Source organism: Streptomyces sp. GL_140, from assembly GCF_057834465.1.
In genome coordinates this window covers 4,862,553-4,876,332 of sequence record NZ_CM174404.1, presented here as the reverse complement: position 1 = coordinate 4,876,332, position 13,780 = coordinate 4,862,553, and the positions used below count along the sequence as shown (strand labels likewise).

Annotated in this window: 17 protein-coding genes; 8 read left to right on the top strand and 9 right to left on the bottom strand. The window is 71.0% G+C overall.

The annotated features are described in order from the left end of the window. Positions 1-93 precede the first annotated feature (93 nt). From AC3IYJ_RS22645 to AC3IYJ_RS22635, 3 genes are read left to right on the top strand one after another with little or no spacing between them, the layout of a single operon-like run. Positions 94-612, top strand: a complete 519-nt coding sequence (locus AC3IYJ_RS22645) for a DUF3995 domain-containing protein (RefSeq protein WP_489396603.1) — start codon at positions 94-96, stop codon at positions 610-612. Further along, positions 609-1,160: an RNA polymerase sigma factor gene (locus AC3IYJ_RS22640; protein ID WP_489396602.1), complete on the top strand. Its 552-nt coding sequence runs from the start codon at positions 609-611 to the stop codon at positions 1,158-1,160. Before AC3IYJ_RS22645 ends, AC3IYJ_RS22640 begins: the two co-directional genes overlap by 4 nt. Then, positions 1,157-1,600 (top strand): hypothetical protein, encoded by a 444-nt coding sequence (locus tag AC3IYJ_RS22635; protein WP_489396601.1) that lies wholly within the window; start codon positions 1,157-1,159, stop codon positions 1,598-1,600. Before AC3IYJ_RS22640 ends, AC3IYJ_RS22635 begins: the two co-directional genes overlap by 4 nt. A 4-nt stretch (positions 1,601-1,604) precedes the next feature. Here the strand turns inward: AC3IYJ_RS22635 and AC3IYJ_RS22630 are convergent, their stop codons facing one another. The 4 genes from AC3IYJ_RS22630 to AC3IYJ_RS22615 are packed head-to-tail and all read right to left on the bottom strand — an operon-like array spanning position 1,605 to position 5,609. Next, the gene (locus AC3IYJ_RS22630; RefSeq protein WP_489402889.1) at positions 1,605-2,849 is read right to left on the bottom strand and encodes an ABC transporter permease; all 1,245 of its coding nucleotides are present in this window, start codon (positions 2,847-2,849) and stop codon (positions 1,605-1,607) included. A 32-nt stretch (positions 2,850-2,881) separates the two neighbouring features. Then, positions 2,882-3,580 (bottom strand): ABC transporter ATP-binding protein, encoded by a 699-nt coding sequence (locus tag AC3IYJ_RS22625; RefSeq protein ID WP_489396600.1) that lies wholly within the window; start codon positions 3,578-3,580, stop codon positions 2,882-2,884. Further along, positions 3,577-5,295 (bottom strand): efflux RND transporter periplasmic adaptor subunit, encoded by a 1,719-nt coding sequence (locus AC3IYJ_RS22620; RefSeq protein ID WP_489396599.1) that lies wholly within the window; start codon positions 5,293-5,295, stop codon positions 3,577-3,579. The genes AC3IYJ_RS22625 and AC3IYJ_RS22620 overlap by 4 nt, the downstream gene beginning before the upstream one ends. Further along, positions 5,292-5,609: a hypothetical protein gene (locus AC3IYJ_RS22615; RefSeq protein ID WP_489396598.1), complete on the bottom strand. Its 318-nt coding sequence runs from the start codon at positions 5,607-5,609 to the stop codon at positions 5,292-5,294. Before AC3IYJ_RS22615 ends, AC3IYJ_RS22620 begins: the two co-directional genes overlap by 4 nt. Before the next feature lie 379 nt (positions 5,610-5,988). Here AC3IYJ_RS22615 and AC3IYJ_RS22610 point away from each other — a divergent pair, with 379 nt between their 5' ends. The 3 genes from AC3IYJ_RS22610 (at position 5,989) to AC3IYJ_RS22600 (ending at position 8,310) form a co-directional block, all read left to right on the top strand. Continuing rightward, on the top strand, positions 5,989-6,384 hold the full coding sequence (locus AC3IYJ_RS22610; RefSeq protein ID WP_489396597.1) for a hypothetical protein: 396 nt from the start codon (positions 5,989-5,991) through the stop codon (positions 6,382-6,384). A gap of 108 nt (positions 6,385-6,492) precedes the next feature. Then, the gene (locus AC3IYJ_RS22605; RefSeq protein WP_489396596.1) at positions 6,493-7,452 is read left to right on the top strand and encodes a hypothetical protein; all 960 of its coding nucleotides are present in this window, start codon (positions 6,493-6,495) and stop codon (positions 7,450-7,452) included. A 246-nt stretch (positions 7,453-7,698) separates the two neighbouring features. Then, a complete protein-coding gene (locus AC3IYJ_RS22600) occupies positions 7,699-8,310 on the top strand; it encodes a DUF3152 domain-containing protein (protein WP_489396595.1) in 612 nt (203 codons plus the stop codon). Between the two features lie 6 nt (positions 8,311-8,316). Here the strand turns inward: AC3IYJ_RS22600 and AC3IYJ_RS22595 are convergent, their stop codons facing one another. Next, positions 8,317-8,697: a helix-turn-helix domain-containing protein gene (locus AC3IYJ_RS22595; protein WP_489396594.1), complete on the bottom strand. Its 381-nt coding sequence runs from the start codon at positions 8,695-8,697 to the stop codon at positions 8,317-8,319. 201 nt (positions 8,698-8,898) lie between these two features. Further along, a complete protein-coding gene (locus AC3IYJ_RS22590) occupies positions 8,899-9,300 on the bottom strand; it encodes an ATP-binding protein (RefSeq protein WP_489396593.1) in 402 nt (133 codons plus the stop codon). 113 nt (positions 9,301-9,413) lie between these two features. On the opposite strand from AC3IYJ_RS22590, the gene AC3IYJ_RS22585 reads away from it, so the two are divergent. Further along, positions 9,414-10,238 (top strand): helix-turn-helix domain-containing protein, encoded by an 825-nt coding sequence (locus AC3IYJ_RS22585; protein ID WP_489396592.1) that lies wholly within the window; start codon positions 9,414-9,416, stop codon positions 10,236-10,238. Then, positions 10,235-10,480: a DUF397 domain-containing protein gene (locus tag AC3IYJ_RS22580; protein WP_489396591.1), complete on the top strand. Its 246-nt coding sequence runs from the start codon at positions 10,235-10,237 to the stop codon at positions 10,478-10,480. Before AC3IYJ_RS22585 ends, AC3IYJ_RS22580 begins: the two co-directional genes overlap by 4 nt. Here AC3IYJ_RS22580 and AC3IYJ_RS22575 read toward each other — a convergent pair. The 3 genes from AC3IYJ_RS22575 to AC3IYJ_RS22565 all read right to left on the bottom strand — a co-directional run bounded on the left by AC3IYJ_RS22575 (position 10,462) and on the right by AC3IYJ_RS22565 (position 13,751). Next, positions 10,462-10,734, bottom strand: coding sequence for a DUF1876 domain-containing protein (locus AC3IYJ_RS22575; RefSeq protein ID WP_489396590.1), 273 nt, complete (start codon positions 10,732-10,734; stop codon positions 10,462-10,464). The two genes, AC3IYJ_RS22580 and AC3IYJ_RS22575, sit on opposite strands and share 19 nt — an antisense overlap. Before the next feature lie 1,548 nt (positions 10,735-12,282). Next, the gene (hemB, locus tag AC3IYJ_RS22570; protein ID WP_489396589.1) at positions 12,283-13,284 is read right to left on the bottom strand and encodes a porphobilinogen synthase; all 1,002 of its coding nucleotides are present in this window, start codon (positions 13,282-13,284) and stop codon (positions 12,283-12,285) included. 89 nt (positions 13,285-13,373) lie between these two features. Continuing rightward, positions 13,374-13,751, bottom strand: coding sequence for a hypothetical protein (locus tag AC3IYJ_RS22565; protein ID WP_489396588.1), 378 nt, complete (start codon positions 13,749-13,751; stop codon positions 13,374-13,376). Between the last annotated feature and the right edge of the window lie 29 nt (positions 13,752-13,780).

Here is a 13,780-nt window from a genome sequence, read left to right as displayed (position 1 = left end):
CCGTCCGGCCACTGTGACGCGGCGCACAGGGAACCTTCCGTCGTTCCGCCTCCTCTTGTGTGTGTTGGCAGACCACACCGAGGGGGAGTACTCATGGCACACACGACAGCGGCAGGTACGAGGACACGGGCGCCCGGCGCGACGGACACGTTCGCGGTGTCCACGCCGGGCACCGCCACCACACCGCCCTGGCGCAGGCGTTCGGGCACCGCCCTGGCCGCGCTCCTCGCCGTGGACGGCCTGGCGCACCTGTACTGGGCCACCGGCCTGACCTGGCCCGCCGCCGACGAGCGGGCGCTCTCCCTCGCCGTGCTCGGCATGCAGGGGGTGTCCTTCGCCCCGCCCGTGGTGCTGCCGCTCGCCGCGCTCACCCTGACCGGCGCGGCCGCCGTGCTCGCGCACTCCCGCGGCCGTGGCGGCCGGCCCGCCCGCCTGGTGACGGCGGCCGTCGCGGCGGGGCTGGGCGTACGGGGCCTCGCGGGCCTGGGCTGGGCCGCCGGTCTCCTCGACACCCCGCCGGACAGCCCCTTCGGAACCCTCAACCTCGCGCTCTACACCCCCGCCTGCCTCGCCTTCGGCTGGGCGGCCGCCGCACTGGCGCGCTCCCGGTGAACGGCCCGCCCGGACCCGGGACCCCGGCCGGCGGCCCCCTCACCCCCGCCGCCCGCGACCGCGGCGTCGCCCTCGCCCGCGCGGCCCGCGCCGGCAACACCCTGGCGCTGCACGACCTCCTCGACCACCTGACCCCGTACATCGCCCGGATCTGCACGCCGATCGCCCTCGCGGACGGCCCGGACGCCACGCAGGAGGCCCTGCTCGCCGTCTTCCGGGCCCTGCGCTCCCTGCGGGACCCCGAGACCCTGTACGGCTGGGTCCGGTCCATCGCGGTCCGCGAAGCCGTCCGCACCGCCCGGCGCGCGGCCCGCGACCGCCCGGCCGAGCTCGCCGACGTACCCGGCCGCGGCGACCCCCAGCTCGCCGCCGACATCGAGGACGTCCTGGCCCGCCTCTCGCCCGCGCACCGGGCCGTCCTCGTGCTGCGCGACGTCGAAGGCCTGGACGAGGAGTCCGCGGCCGCCCTGCTCGGTGTCCCCCCGGGTACCGCCAAGTCCCGGCTGCACCGGGCCCGTACGAGCTTCAGGAAGGCGTGGTTCTCATGACGTACGCAGTGGACTCCGTGGCCCGGCTGCGCATCATGGCCGCCGCGATCCCCGGCGCCAGGGTCGTGGAGACGGTCCTCCCCGGCCCCTTCGAAGCCGTCTGGGCGGTGATGTCCGACCTGGAAGGCGAATTCGGCCGCTTCCAGCCGGACATGCGCAGCGTCCGCGTGCTCCGCGTGACGGGCGACCGGGTGGAAGCCCTGGCCCGCAGCAAGTACGGCCCCCGCGCCCACTTCCGCGGGGTCCTGCGCCCCGGCTGGTGCTGGCTCCAGAGCCGCTTCCTGATCATCGGCATGGCGGCGGCACCGGCACCGGGCGGCGGCACCCGCATCGCCCTGACGGGCGGGGTACGGGTGCCGGGGCGCGGGGCGATCGTCCCGTTCGGGGCGAAAACGGAGCTGGAACAGGCTGCTTCCCTGCTGAGGGAAAGGACTTCGTGATCCCTCAGCGCCGCAGGGCCTCCGCCGGTTCGATGCGGGCGGCCCGCCAGGCCGGGTAGAGGCCGGCCAGGACTCCTGTGACCAGGCCCAGGAGGGGTGCCACCGCGACGGTGGCCGGGTGGATGACCGGGGTCCAGTCGCGGAGAACGGCGACGGCGACCACCGTCAGGGTGCCCAGCGAGGTGCCGACGAGCCCGCCGAGGGCGCCCAAGGCACCTGACTCCGCGAGGAACTGGGTGGTGATGTGACGGCCCCGGGCTCCGAGGGCGCGGCGCAGGCCGATCTCGCCGGTGCGTTCCAGGACGGCCACCAGGGTGGTGTTGGCGATACCGACGGCGCCGATGACCAGGCAGATCCCGGCCAGGACCAGGAAGAGCTGCTGAAGGTCGGACGTGACCCCGCTGCGCAGGGTCCGCGGGTCGGGCGGCGGTACGGCCTTGAGGTACTCGGGGTGGTCGGGGCGCAGCGCGGTGGGGGCGAGGCGGGCGACCTGCTGGGCGGCGCCGATGTCGGTGGCGATGAGCATGCTGGTACCGGCGCCCTGGGGCGGTCCCCAGAGTTCCTCCGCGGTGGTGCGGGGCACCATGACCGAGAGCAGGAGCTCCGCCTTGCGCTCCACGTCGTCGACGATCCCGATCACGGTGAACGGCTCGGAGCCGATGAAGACGGCCGGGCGGGTGTCCAGGGTGGTGATGCCGAGGCGGGCGGCCGTGCTCGCGCCGAGGACGGCCACGCGCTGCTTGGTGCGGGAGTGGTACTCGTCGTAGAGGCGGCCCTGGGCCATCCTCGCCCCGGCGGCCGACAGGACGCCGGGCGAGGCCGCGACCACCTCGATGCGTTCGCCCCCGTTGGCGCCGCCGACCGGGGCCGAGCGGACGGTGGTGGATCCCCCGAGGCGGACCGTGTAGTAGACGCCCGCGTGCCGGACTCCGTTGAGGTGCTCGACTCGGGCGTCGGCATCGGCCGGGAAGCCCTGTCCGGCGAAGGTGTTCTGCTGCTGGGCCACGTCCTCGACGGACACCTCGGTGGCCGTGAGCAGGTTGAAGCGGCTGTCGATCTGGGACGAGGTGGTGGCGGTCAGGCCGAGGACGGCGACGAAGGTGCCGACACCGAGCACCGTCCCGAGCGCCGTCAGGGCCGAGCGGGCCGGGCGCTGCAGGATCCCGGCGAAGGCCTCGGCGAGGGTGTCGCGGAGGGTGAGGCGGGAGGGTTCGACCTGGACGGCGGCAGCGGAATCCATTCGCCTCATGCGGTTGATGCGGTTGATGCGGTTGATGCGGTTCATACAGGTGCCTGTTCGCGCAGTACGCCGTCGCGTATCGCGACGGTGCGGCCGCCGTGCGCGGCGACCTCCTGGTCGTGGGTGATGACCAGGACGGTCATCCCGTCGGCGTGGAGCTCGTCGAGGAGGGCCAGTACGGTGTCGGCGTTGGCGGAGTCGAGGTTCCCGGTGGGTTCGTCGCACAGCAGCAGCGAGGGCCGGGCGACCAGGGCCCGGGCGATGGCCACCCGTTGGCGTTCGCCGCCGGACAGCCGGGAAGGCACCGCGGCGAGCCGGTGGCCGAGACCGACCCGGGTGAGCGCTTCCCTGGCCCGGGCCGAACGCTCGGTACGGGGCACGCCGTTGTAGAGCATGGCGAGAACCACGTTCTCCAGGGCCGAGCGGTGCGGCAGCAGGTGGAAGGACTGGAAGACGAACCCGATGCGGCGGCCGCGCAATGCGGTCCGGTCGCCGTCGCCGAGTGCGCCGGTGTCGATCCCGTCGAGGAGGTAGCGGCCCTCGGTGGGGGCGTCGAGCAGGCCGGCGATGTTGAGGAAGGTCGACTTGCCGGAGCCCGAGGGGCCGACGACCGTGACGAACTCGCCGCGCCGGATGGTGAGATCACACGGCTTGAAGGCCGCCACCGGCGGGGGGCCCGGGTACGTCAGGCCCGCCTGCCGGAATTCGATGACGGGCGGTGCGGCGTCCTCGTCGGTCATGACCCTCCGCCGCTCGTACCGCCACCGCTCGTGCTGCTACCGCTCGTACCGCCGCCGCTCTTCCCGCCCGTCCCCTTGTTCACGAAGCCCTGGTTGATCCCGGTGACCACCGAGTCGCCCTCCGCGAGGGTGCCCTCCGCGACCGGCCTGACCTCCACGTAGCCGTCGCCGGTGGTGCCCGGTCGGACCTCGACCCTGCGCTGGGTCCCCTTGCCGTCCACGACGGTGAGGACGGTGCGGCCGTCGACTCCCGCGGAGACCGCGGACACCGGGACGACCAGCGCGTTGCCGTCGGTCGCGGCCGCTTCCACGGTGAGCCGCACGTCCTGGCCGACGAGCTTGGTGTCCAGCGGGGCGAGGGGGCGTACGAGGAGCTCGTAGCCGCTCGGCCCACCCGGAGCGGGACCCTGCTGCCCCTGGCCTTGGCCCTGGTTCTGGCCACCGGTGGACCCGGTGCCCTGTCCGGGAGCCGGCGCCGACTGGGGGGCGTCCGCGACCGACAGGACCTCGGCGGCTGCCGTGATCCCGCTGATCTCGGAGAGGATCTCCACCTTCTGCCCGGCGCGGACCAGACCCTTCTGGTGCTCCTGGAGCTGCGCACGCACGACCAGCGCGCCGGAGGAGAGGGTGAGCGCGGTGCCGCTGACCGGGGAGCCCGGGCGAACGGCGACGGAGTCGGCGCGCGCGGGGAAGGACTCCAGGAAGACGACCTCGCCGGCCGGGAGCATCGGCCCGGCCGCCGCGCGGGCCTCGGTGAGGCGCTCGCGGGCCTTGCCCAGGTCCTCCTGCGCACGGGCCACCGACCGGGCGCCGTCCTGGCCGCCCCCCTTGCCGCCGGTGGCGCCGGAGCTGCCGGAGCCACCCGTGGTACCCGTGGCGCCCTTGCCGTCGCCGCCGGTGGCCCCCGCGCCCGTAGAGCCCGTAGAGCCGGAGGCACCCGCGGTCCCGGAACCGCCCGATCCGCTCCCCGATCCGCTCCCCGATCCGCTGTTCGCCGCCGCGCGGGCGTCCTCCACCGCGCGCTCGGCGGAGGTGACCGCGTCCTCGGCGCCCTTCACGGCCTCGCCGCGGTCGGCGACCGCGGGCAGCGGGTCGTAACCGATCGATCGGTAGAAGGAGTTCAGCGCCGCCTTCGTCCCCGCACCGAAGGTGCCCGCCTTGTCGGAGCCCGTGCCGTGGCCGAGCCCGGAGAGGGCCTTCTGCAACTGCTTCACGTCGTCACCGGTGGCTCCCGGCTTCAGGTCCCGGTACACGGGCAGCGCGCCGGGCAGCGCGAAGACGGGACGCCCGGACACCTCCAGCAGCACCTTGCCCGCCACGACCTCCTCGCCCTGCCGGACGGCGACCTTGGTGACCACGGGGGTTCCCGCGCCGTCCCCGCCCCGGGCCGTCGGGGTGAACTGGACGGCCTGGCCCGAGGTGACGGTCCCCCGCACGATGACGGTGTCCCGCAGCACGCGCTTCTCCACGCGCGCGATGAGTACGTCCATGGGCGGCGGCCCGGCCTCGGCCGCGGTCTGCGCCGGCGACTTGATCACCAGCGAGGCCGCGACCCCGGCCGCGGAGAGCAGCACCGCCCCGACGGCCACGGCCGCCACCCACTTGCGGCGCCGGGACAGCCCGGCGGAGGGCTCCTCGGAGCCCTCCGGGGCGTCGGCCGCTGTCGCCGCCACCGTGGACTCACCGGGATCGTCGAGATCCGTGGCCCCCGTCATCCGGCCGCACCGTCACCCATGTTCAGCGACTTGCCCCCGCCGTCGCACTTCTTCAGGGCCTCCATGCCTCCCGGCAGTTGCTTGAGGCCGAAGCCCTCCATGTCGTGCTCGCCGGTCTTCGGATCGGGATCGGGGAACTTCGGGAATCCGTTCGTGCGCATGCACGCGGTGATCTGGTTCGCCTTGGCGAGCTTCTCGGCGGTCGCCGGGGGGACCGACCGGCGGTCGTCACAGGCCGCCTCGGCCTCCTTGACCTTGGCCGGATCAGCCTTGCTCGAATCCACGACCGGAATACCGGAATCGGTTCCCTTCATCGGCAGGCCCTTTTCCTTCAAGCACTGGAAAAAGTCGGCCTGCTTGGGATCTACGGCCCCCTTGGCCTGTCCGGGCGGCGAGGCGGAAGGCGAAGAGGAGGGTGAAACGGAACCGCCCCCGCTGCATCCTGACAGCAGGAACAGGACAGAAAGTAAAGCTGGAACGGCCACGGATCGGGCCCGACGAACTGGCACAGCAGGCCTCCTAGGGCGCCTCGTATCTCCGCACCATAGATCAAAAAGAAGATCAAACGCCCTGTCCTCAGGGACAGTTGTGAACCCCTCTCAAGCGTGATCGACTCCTGCCGGTCAGGGTCGGACCGCAAGCGGCCCGACCCCGGCCACCGAAAGCAACGACGATTACCGAAAGGCAAATCTGATGAAGATGCGTAATTCGCTGCGTGCCGTCGCGGCCGCCGGCCTGGTCCTCGGCGCCGTCGCCGTCAGCGCCGGTTCCGCCTCCGCCGCCGCCAAGGACGGCTGGCTCACCAGCGGGGAGCTCGGCCTGTTCTGCTACACGAACCAGGGGAACTCCGTCTTCGACCTCTACAGCGGAGACGAGAACTTCCAGGACGACTACTTCAAGGGCTCGCAGAGCTGCGCCGGGCACACCACCAACGACTGGACCGAGTCCTTCTCGAACCAGGACTCCTACGTCTGGGACGTGTACTCGGACTGGAAGGGCCAGGGTGACCGCGGCTACATCAACCCCGGTACCCGGGCCAACCTCGGCGACAAGTGGTTCGACAAGGTCTCCTCGGCCTACCCCCGCTAAACACATCCAGCAAGAGCGCAAGCGCACATGAGAAACGGCAGCTCCGCCCGTAAGCGCCGGGCGGAGCTGCCGCTTCCGTCATCCTAGCCGTCCCGCATCGGAGCCACCATGTTCTCGCCGCGTTCCGCCCGCCCCGTCCGCCCCGCCTTCGCGGCCTCCGTGGCCTCCGTGGCCGCACTGGCAATAGTCCTGACCGGGTGCACGCAGTCGGGGGGCGGCGACTCCGGCAAGGAACCCGCGATCGGCCAGGTACCGACACTGCTCGAAAGCCGGAACCTCACCTTCCCGATGACCGCGTACGTCCCGGACAGCCGCCAGCAGGATCTCCTCCTCCAGGCCCAGGACGTGCTCACCGACCAGTGCATGAAGCGCTACGGCTTCCGCTTCCAGATCGCGCGCAAACCCTCACCTCCGGAGGAGTACACCCGGCGGTACGGGCTCTCCGATCCCGCCGAAGTGGCCCAGTACGGCTACGACAACCCGCCGCGGACCTCCTCCAAGTCCCCGCAACCGGCCGCCGGTCCGAACGAGGACCTCGTACTGCACGGGCTGCAGGTGGACCCCTCCGTACAGATCCCGCAGACCCAGGAGGAGGCCGATAAGTCCGACCTGGCGACCACCACCGTCGGCGGGCAGAAGGTACCGGCGGGCGGATGCGCACGCGAGAGCGCCCTCAAGCTCCTGTCACCCACCAAGGACACGGTGGACTACACGGTCCCGCAGACGTTCCGCTCGGACGGCTACGCCCGCTCCCAGAAGGACAGCAGGGTGGTCAAGGTGATCAAGTCCTGGAGCGAGTGCATGCAGAAGAACGGCTTCACCGTCGACAGCCCGATGGGCCCGCCCCCGGGGATCAACGACTCCAACCTGAGCAGCCCCCAGGCGATCTCCACGGCCAAGCAGGACCTGGAGTGCAAGAAGCAGACCAACCTGGTGGGCATCTGGTACACGGTCGAACTCGCCTACCAGAAGCGGGTGATCGAGCAGAACGCCGAGACCCTGGACCGGGTGAAGAAGCAGCTCGACGAACGCATGAAGCTCGCCGCCTCGCTGATCGCCGGCGCCTGACGCGTGAGCAACCGAAAAGCCCGGCCGCCCCGCGCCGAGGCCCGCCGCCGAAGGCGGAACCGCACCCTGGCCACCGCCGCCCTGACGGCGGCGGCCTGCGCCGGAGCGGGGGCCGCACTCGTGTTCCTGCCGCCCTCCCCTGACCCTGCGCGCCGGGCGGCACTGGGCAACGGGCCCACGCCTACGCCCAGTTCGAGCTCGGCCTCACCCTCGCCGCCCCCTCCTACCTCTCCCTCTCCCACCCCGTTGCCGTCGTCGTCGCCGTCACCCTCGCCGTCTTCCGGCACCGCCGTCCCCGACTCGGGACCGGGCACCTTCACGGTCGTACCGACCGAAGGCCGGGCGTACGGACAGGGGCGGATCCGGCGCTTCCGGGTGGAGATCGAGGACGGACTGCGATTACCCGGACCGCAGACCGCACAGGAAGTGGCCGCCGTCCTCGGGGATCCGCGCGGCTGGACGAGGAACACGGCGTACGGATTCCAGCTCGTGTCCTCGGGCCCCGTGGACTTCACCGTCAGGGTGGCCACGCCCACGACCACCGACCGGCTGTGCGAGGTGACCACGCCGGAGAGCCGCGGCGCCGTCAACTGCCGTACGGGTCATACGGTCGTGGTCAACCTGAAGCGCTGGGTCCAGGGGTCCCCGCAGTTCGACGGGCCGATCGCGCAGTACCGGGCCCTGATCATCAACCACGAGGTGGGCCACGAAATAGGCCGCGGTCACGAGGGCTGCGGCGCGCCGGGCGCGCCGGCCCCCGTGATGATGCAGCAGATCAAGGGCCTGGACGGCTGCCTGGCCAACGCATGGCCGTACGACGCGGCCGGCCGGTACGTCCAGGGCCCTCTCGTCCCCTGACCCCGCTCACTGACCGTCGGTGCCCGCCCCGCCGGGAACATGTCCTACGGGGCACGTGGCGATCCGGTGGTGCATGGCGAGCAGGCACATCTGCAGGCGGGAAATTCCCCCCAGCTTGAGCCGGATGTTGTCCAGGTGGAATTTCACGGTCCGGATGGTAATGCCGAGATCGTTCGACAGTTGTTCGTTCGTGGGACCGCAGGCCATTTCATCGAACATCTGAAGTTCGCGGTCGGTGAGCTCCGAAATTTGGAGGAACCCCCGATGAAGCCACTTGATCTCCTTGTCGCGTAACCCTAATTCGCCGCGCTCCAATTTTCCGAGCCTGCAGCACGGGCAGTCATAGCGGTTCTCCCCCGTCGGATCACCGTTGGTGCCGGAACTCACTACAGAATTCAATGCTCTCCTACCCGCACTCAATGAGCCGAGAACGAAACCATCACTTTAGCGCAGGGCTACACCGCAAGCCACACGATGAGAAGGTATCGACACCCGCCTCAAGCCACCTCCATCCATTCCTCCGAAAAGACACTTTCAGCGAACTCGGAACACCGAAGATCGAACACCACCCCACCGGGCCGAGCGGAGCTATTCGAGGCCGACCTCGCACCAGACCACCTTGCCGGGCGACCGGGGCAGCACCCCCCACGCGTCGGCGACCGCCTCGACGAGGAGGAGCCCCCGGCCGCCCTCCACGCCGGGCGCCCGGTTCAGGATCCGCGACAACCCGGGTCCGCTGTCGTGCACCTCGATCCGGACCGTCCCGTCGAAGGTGAGCAGCCGCAAGAGGTAGCCCCGCCCGCGCGGGACCCCGTGGCGCAGCGCGTTGGTCGCCAGCTCGCTCACGCAGAGCAACACGTCGTGCTGCCGGTCGGCCCTCCCCCACACGTCCAAGGTTTCACGTGTGAAGTGGCGCGCAGCTGCGACGGTTTGGGGTGAGCGCAGGTAGAGCCGGTCCTGCACGAGGGCTGGTTGAGTATGCAGATTCACCCGGCGATCGTCGCGTTACGTGACTAACGTGTGGCTCAGCGCCGACCCGTACTCAGCGATGAGTACGGGTCGGCACGGGGTAGTACAGCCGCGAAGGTGGGGAGTCCGCTGTCATGCCACCGAGGAAACGTGCACGGCCGAACGCGACGACCATGAAGATGGTCGGCAAGCAGGTGGCCGCAGCCCGCATCGCCAAGAACCTGACCCAGAAGCGGCTCGGAGAGCTGGTCAACCTGGACGCGGAGACCATCGCGTCGATCGAGCAGGGGCGGCGGGCGCTGATGCCGAACGTCGCGGAGCTGATGGATCACCATCTGGGGCTGCCGGGCGTCCTGACCGTGGCGGCCGAGGGAATGCCTGCCCTGGACGTGACACCGCCGTGGGCCGAGGAGTACATGGACCTGGAGTACAGCGCGATCGCACTCTCCTGGTTCGACAACCAGGTCGTACCGGGCCTGCTCCAGACGGAAACCCATGCCCGAGCCGTCTTCGCCTGCCGCGTCCCGGCCCACCCGGAGGCGGAGATCGAGTCGCTTACCGTCTCGCGCATCGCGCGCCAGCAGATCCTGCGCCGGGCCCATCCGCCGACGCTCAGCTTCGTCGTCTGGGAGGCGGTCCTACGGGACCGGTTGGGCGGGGACGAGGTGTATGCGGAGCAGCTGCGCCACCTGCGCACGTGCGCGGATCTGCCGGACGTCAGCCTCCAGATCATGCCCCTGGGCCGCACCTCTCACGCGGGCCTCAACGGCCCGTTCATCCTCCTGGAAACCCCGGACCACCAGCACCTCGCGTACACGGAAAGCCAGCGTGGCAGCCACCTGATCTCGGACCTGGATGAGGTCAGCATCCTCGCCCGTAAATATGCAATGCTGCGAACTCAGGCCCTCAACACCGAGCAGACGCGGGGCCTGTTGGACCGCCTGCTAGGAGAGCCATGAGCCCCACCACCTCACTGAAGTGGTTCAAGTCCAGCTACAGCGGCGACGAAGGCGGCGCCTGCCTGGAGGTGGCCGTCGCCTGGCGGAAGTCCACGTACAGCGGCAGCGAAGGCGGCCAGTGCGTAGAGGTCGCCACCTGCCCCGGCACCGTCCACGTGCGGGACTCGAAGGTCCCGCACGGGCCCGTGCTCGACCTGACCCCCGCCGCGTGGGCGGGACTCGCTCAGTGGGTCAGCGGATAGGAATGGCGGCCCGTCGCCGCGTCGATCTCGGTGTGGGCCTTCTGCAACATCTGGGAGGCGAGATCCATCAGCGCCCGCGCGCCGGCGATCTCCTCCCCGACTTTCAACTGATCCGGGTCAGAAGGGTGACGCATGGCGTAGCCGCGCGCCCGGACCTCGGACCCGTCTCCGAGCCTCACCAGGGCAGCCGCACTCGTGCGGTGCCCCTCCTCGGTGAATTCGATCTCCACATGCCATCCGACCAGTGTGGACATGGTGCATCGCCTCCAGGGGGTCGCCCCTATCCCTCCAGGGTGCGCTTGCCCGGGACACGATGCGAATCGGGGTGTGGGGTTGGCTTGGGCTGCGGGTGGGTCGGTGGCTTCGGCAGTCCCTGGGGGCGTCCCTCCAGTCCAGTGTCGTTCCGGGCCGGGCCGGTCCCTCAAGGGCGCTCCTGCGTCGCGTCGCTACGCGATGGCCTGCGGCCACCCTTGACCGACCGTCCCGTCCCGGAATGCCACAAGACTTCCGGGATCCCCCCGGGGGATGGCCGGGGGGTGTGAAGGGGAGGGACGGCCGTGGTCAGGGAGGTGCGGGGGCGGTCCCGCCGGTCAGCCGACGCCCGGACGGCCGGGAGGGGCCGCCTGGACAGGGTTGGGGCGCCGGGGAGTTCGGGACACCCACCCGACACCGATCGAGGACCCTTCCCGAGGCCATTGCCCGCCAACCCGCACGTAAGGACGACGACCAGCCCCTCCCACGCCCTGAGGCGCGACAGATCGCTACACAGTCCCACTCGGCTTAGCGACCGGCCGCCGTCTGTGGCTGGACATAAGCCGCCAACGGTCTGGGGGCGGCTGACGTCGAATAGCGACGATCAGACCGTCCGCAGGAGCGGCTGACGTCGTATGGCGACCATTGGACGGTGCGGGTGGGCGGCTGACGTCGAATAGCGACGATCAGACCGCCCGCAGGAGCGGCTGGGGTCACATGGCGACGATCAGACCGCCCGCAGGAGCGGCTGAGGTCATATAGCGACGATGAGACGGTCCGTAGTAGGGGTACAGGCCGCAGGCGATCACTGCCCGCGTCGCCAGGAAGGCGACTGCGGGCGTCATGTCACCTCAGGGTGCCGATCTCGTCCTCACACTCCGAGAGCTGATCGTTTGACTCCCACCCGACACCCAAAGTGGGACAAATGCACCCCATGGGTGGGGTTGGGCATGGACGGTCTGCAGCCGCGCCCCGGGAAGCACACCGGACGGCCGTGGGCGGCCTATGTCCAGCCACAGACGGCGGCCGGTCGCTATGCCGAGTGGCAGTGCGTAGCGATCTGATGCGCCTCAGGGCCCCGGAGGCTCATCTGGTCAACCGTGGGTGCGGGTTGGCGTGCGACGGCCTCGGGAAGGGTCCTCGATCGGTGTCGGGTGGGTGTCCCGAACTCCCCGGCGCCCCCAACCCTGTCCAGGCGGCCCCTCCCGGCCGTCCGGACGTCGGCTGACCGGCGGGACCGGGCCCGGGGCTGCGAAGGGTGCCCGCTCCTCCGTATGTCACCCCCCCGGCCATCCCCCGGGGGGATCCCGGAAGTCTTGTGTCGTTCCGGGACGGGACGGTCGGTCAAGGGTGGCCGCAGGCCATCGCGCAGCGACGCGACGCAGGAGCGCCCTTGACGGACCGGCCCGGCCCGGAACGACACTGGACTGGAGGGACGCCCCCAGGGACCGTCGAAGCCACCGACCCACCCGCAGCCCAAGCCAACCCCCACCCGCAGCCCCGCCCCGCCCCGCCCCCGAACTCACCGCTCAGCACTCACCGCTCACCGCTCACCGCTCAGCCCGCAGCCAGCCCGCGACCTCCGTGGCCCAGTACGTCAGGATCGTGTCCGCGCCCGCGCGCTTGATGCCGAGCAAGGTCTCCAGGATGGCGCGGTCGCGCTCGATCCAGCCCTTCTCGGCCGCCGCCTCGATCATCGCGAACTCGCCGCTGATCTGGTACGCGGCCACCGGGACGTCCACGGACTGCGCGACCCGGTAGAGGATGTCGAGGTAGGGGCCGGCCGGCTTGACCATCACCATGTCGGCGCCCTCCTCCAGATCGAGGGCGAGCTCGCGCAGCGACTCGCGGGCGTTCGCCGGGTCCTGCTGGTACGTCTTGCGGTCGCCCTGGAGCGAGGAGGCGACGGCCTCGCGGAAGGGGCCGTAGAAGGCGGAGGAGTACTTCGCCGTGTAGGCCAGGATCGAGACGTCCTCGTGCCCGGTCTCGTCCAGCGCGTCGCGGATGACTCCGACCTGGCCGTCCATCATTCCGCTCGGGCCCACCACGTGGACGCCCGCGTCGGCCTGGACCTGCGCCATCTCCGCGTAGCGCTCCAGCGTCGCGTCATTGTCCACGCGGCCGTGCTCGTCGAGGACACCGCAGTGACCGTGGTCCGTGTACTCGTCGAGGCACAGGTCGGACATGATGACGAGATCGTCGCCGACCTCCGCCTTCACGTCGCGGATGGCGACCTGGAGCATGCCGTCGGGCTCGGTGCCGGCCGTGCCGCGCGCGTCCTTGTTCTCGTCGGCCGGGACCCCGAACAGCATGATTCCGGAGACCCCCGCCTCGACCGCCTCCACGGCGGCCTTCCGCAGCGTGTCCCGGGTGTGCTGGACCACGCCCGGCATCGCCGAGATGGCGAGCGGCTCGCTGATGCCCTCCCGGACGAACGCCGGGAGGATCAGGTCCGAGGGGTGCAGCCGGGTCTCCGCGACCATGCGCCGCATCGCCGGGGTGGTGCGCAGCCGGCGGGGCCGCGAGCCGGGGAAGGATCCGTACGCGCTCATCTTCAGTCGCCTCTTCGAGCTTCGACAGCAGTCGGGACAAGCCTAGGGCCCTCCCCGCCCCGGCCCGGACGCGCCCGCGGTCGGACGGCCTACGGCAGGTCCAGCAGGGACCGGAAGACCACCACGTTCAGCAGCAGCAGAGCGGGCGCGGCGATCGCGATGCCCACGCGGCGGGCGGCGTTGGCGGTCCGCCACGGCAGGGCCCAGGACCACACCAGCAGCACCAGCCCTACCAGCAGCCCGACCCCGAAGACCGGCCAGGCGATGTCGAAGCTGGCCGCGAAGGCGTGGCCCTCCTCCGTGTCGCAGGAGTCGCAGGCCATCGGCGACAGGAGCGAGTAGACGAGTGACAGGAACGCGATCGGCAGCGTCAGCAGGGTGGACACCAGCGGGGCGATGAAGGCCCTGCGGTCCCGGTCGGGGGCGGGGACCGGAGCGAGGCCGGGGGCGGGGTCGTAGGCGGTCATGGGACCAGCCAACCCCGTCCGCCGCGCGC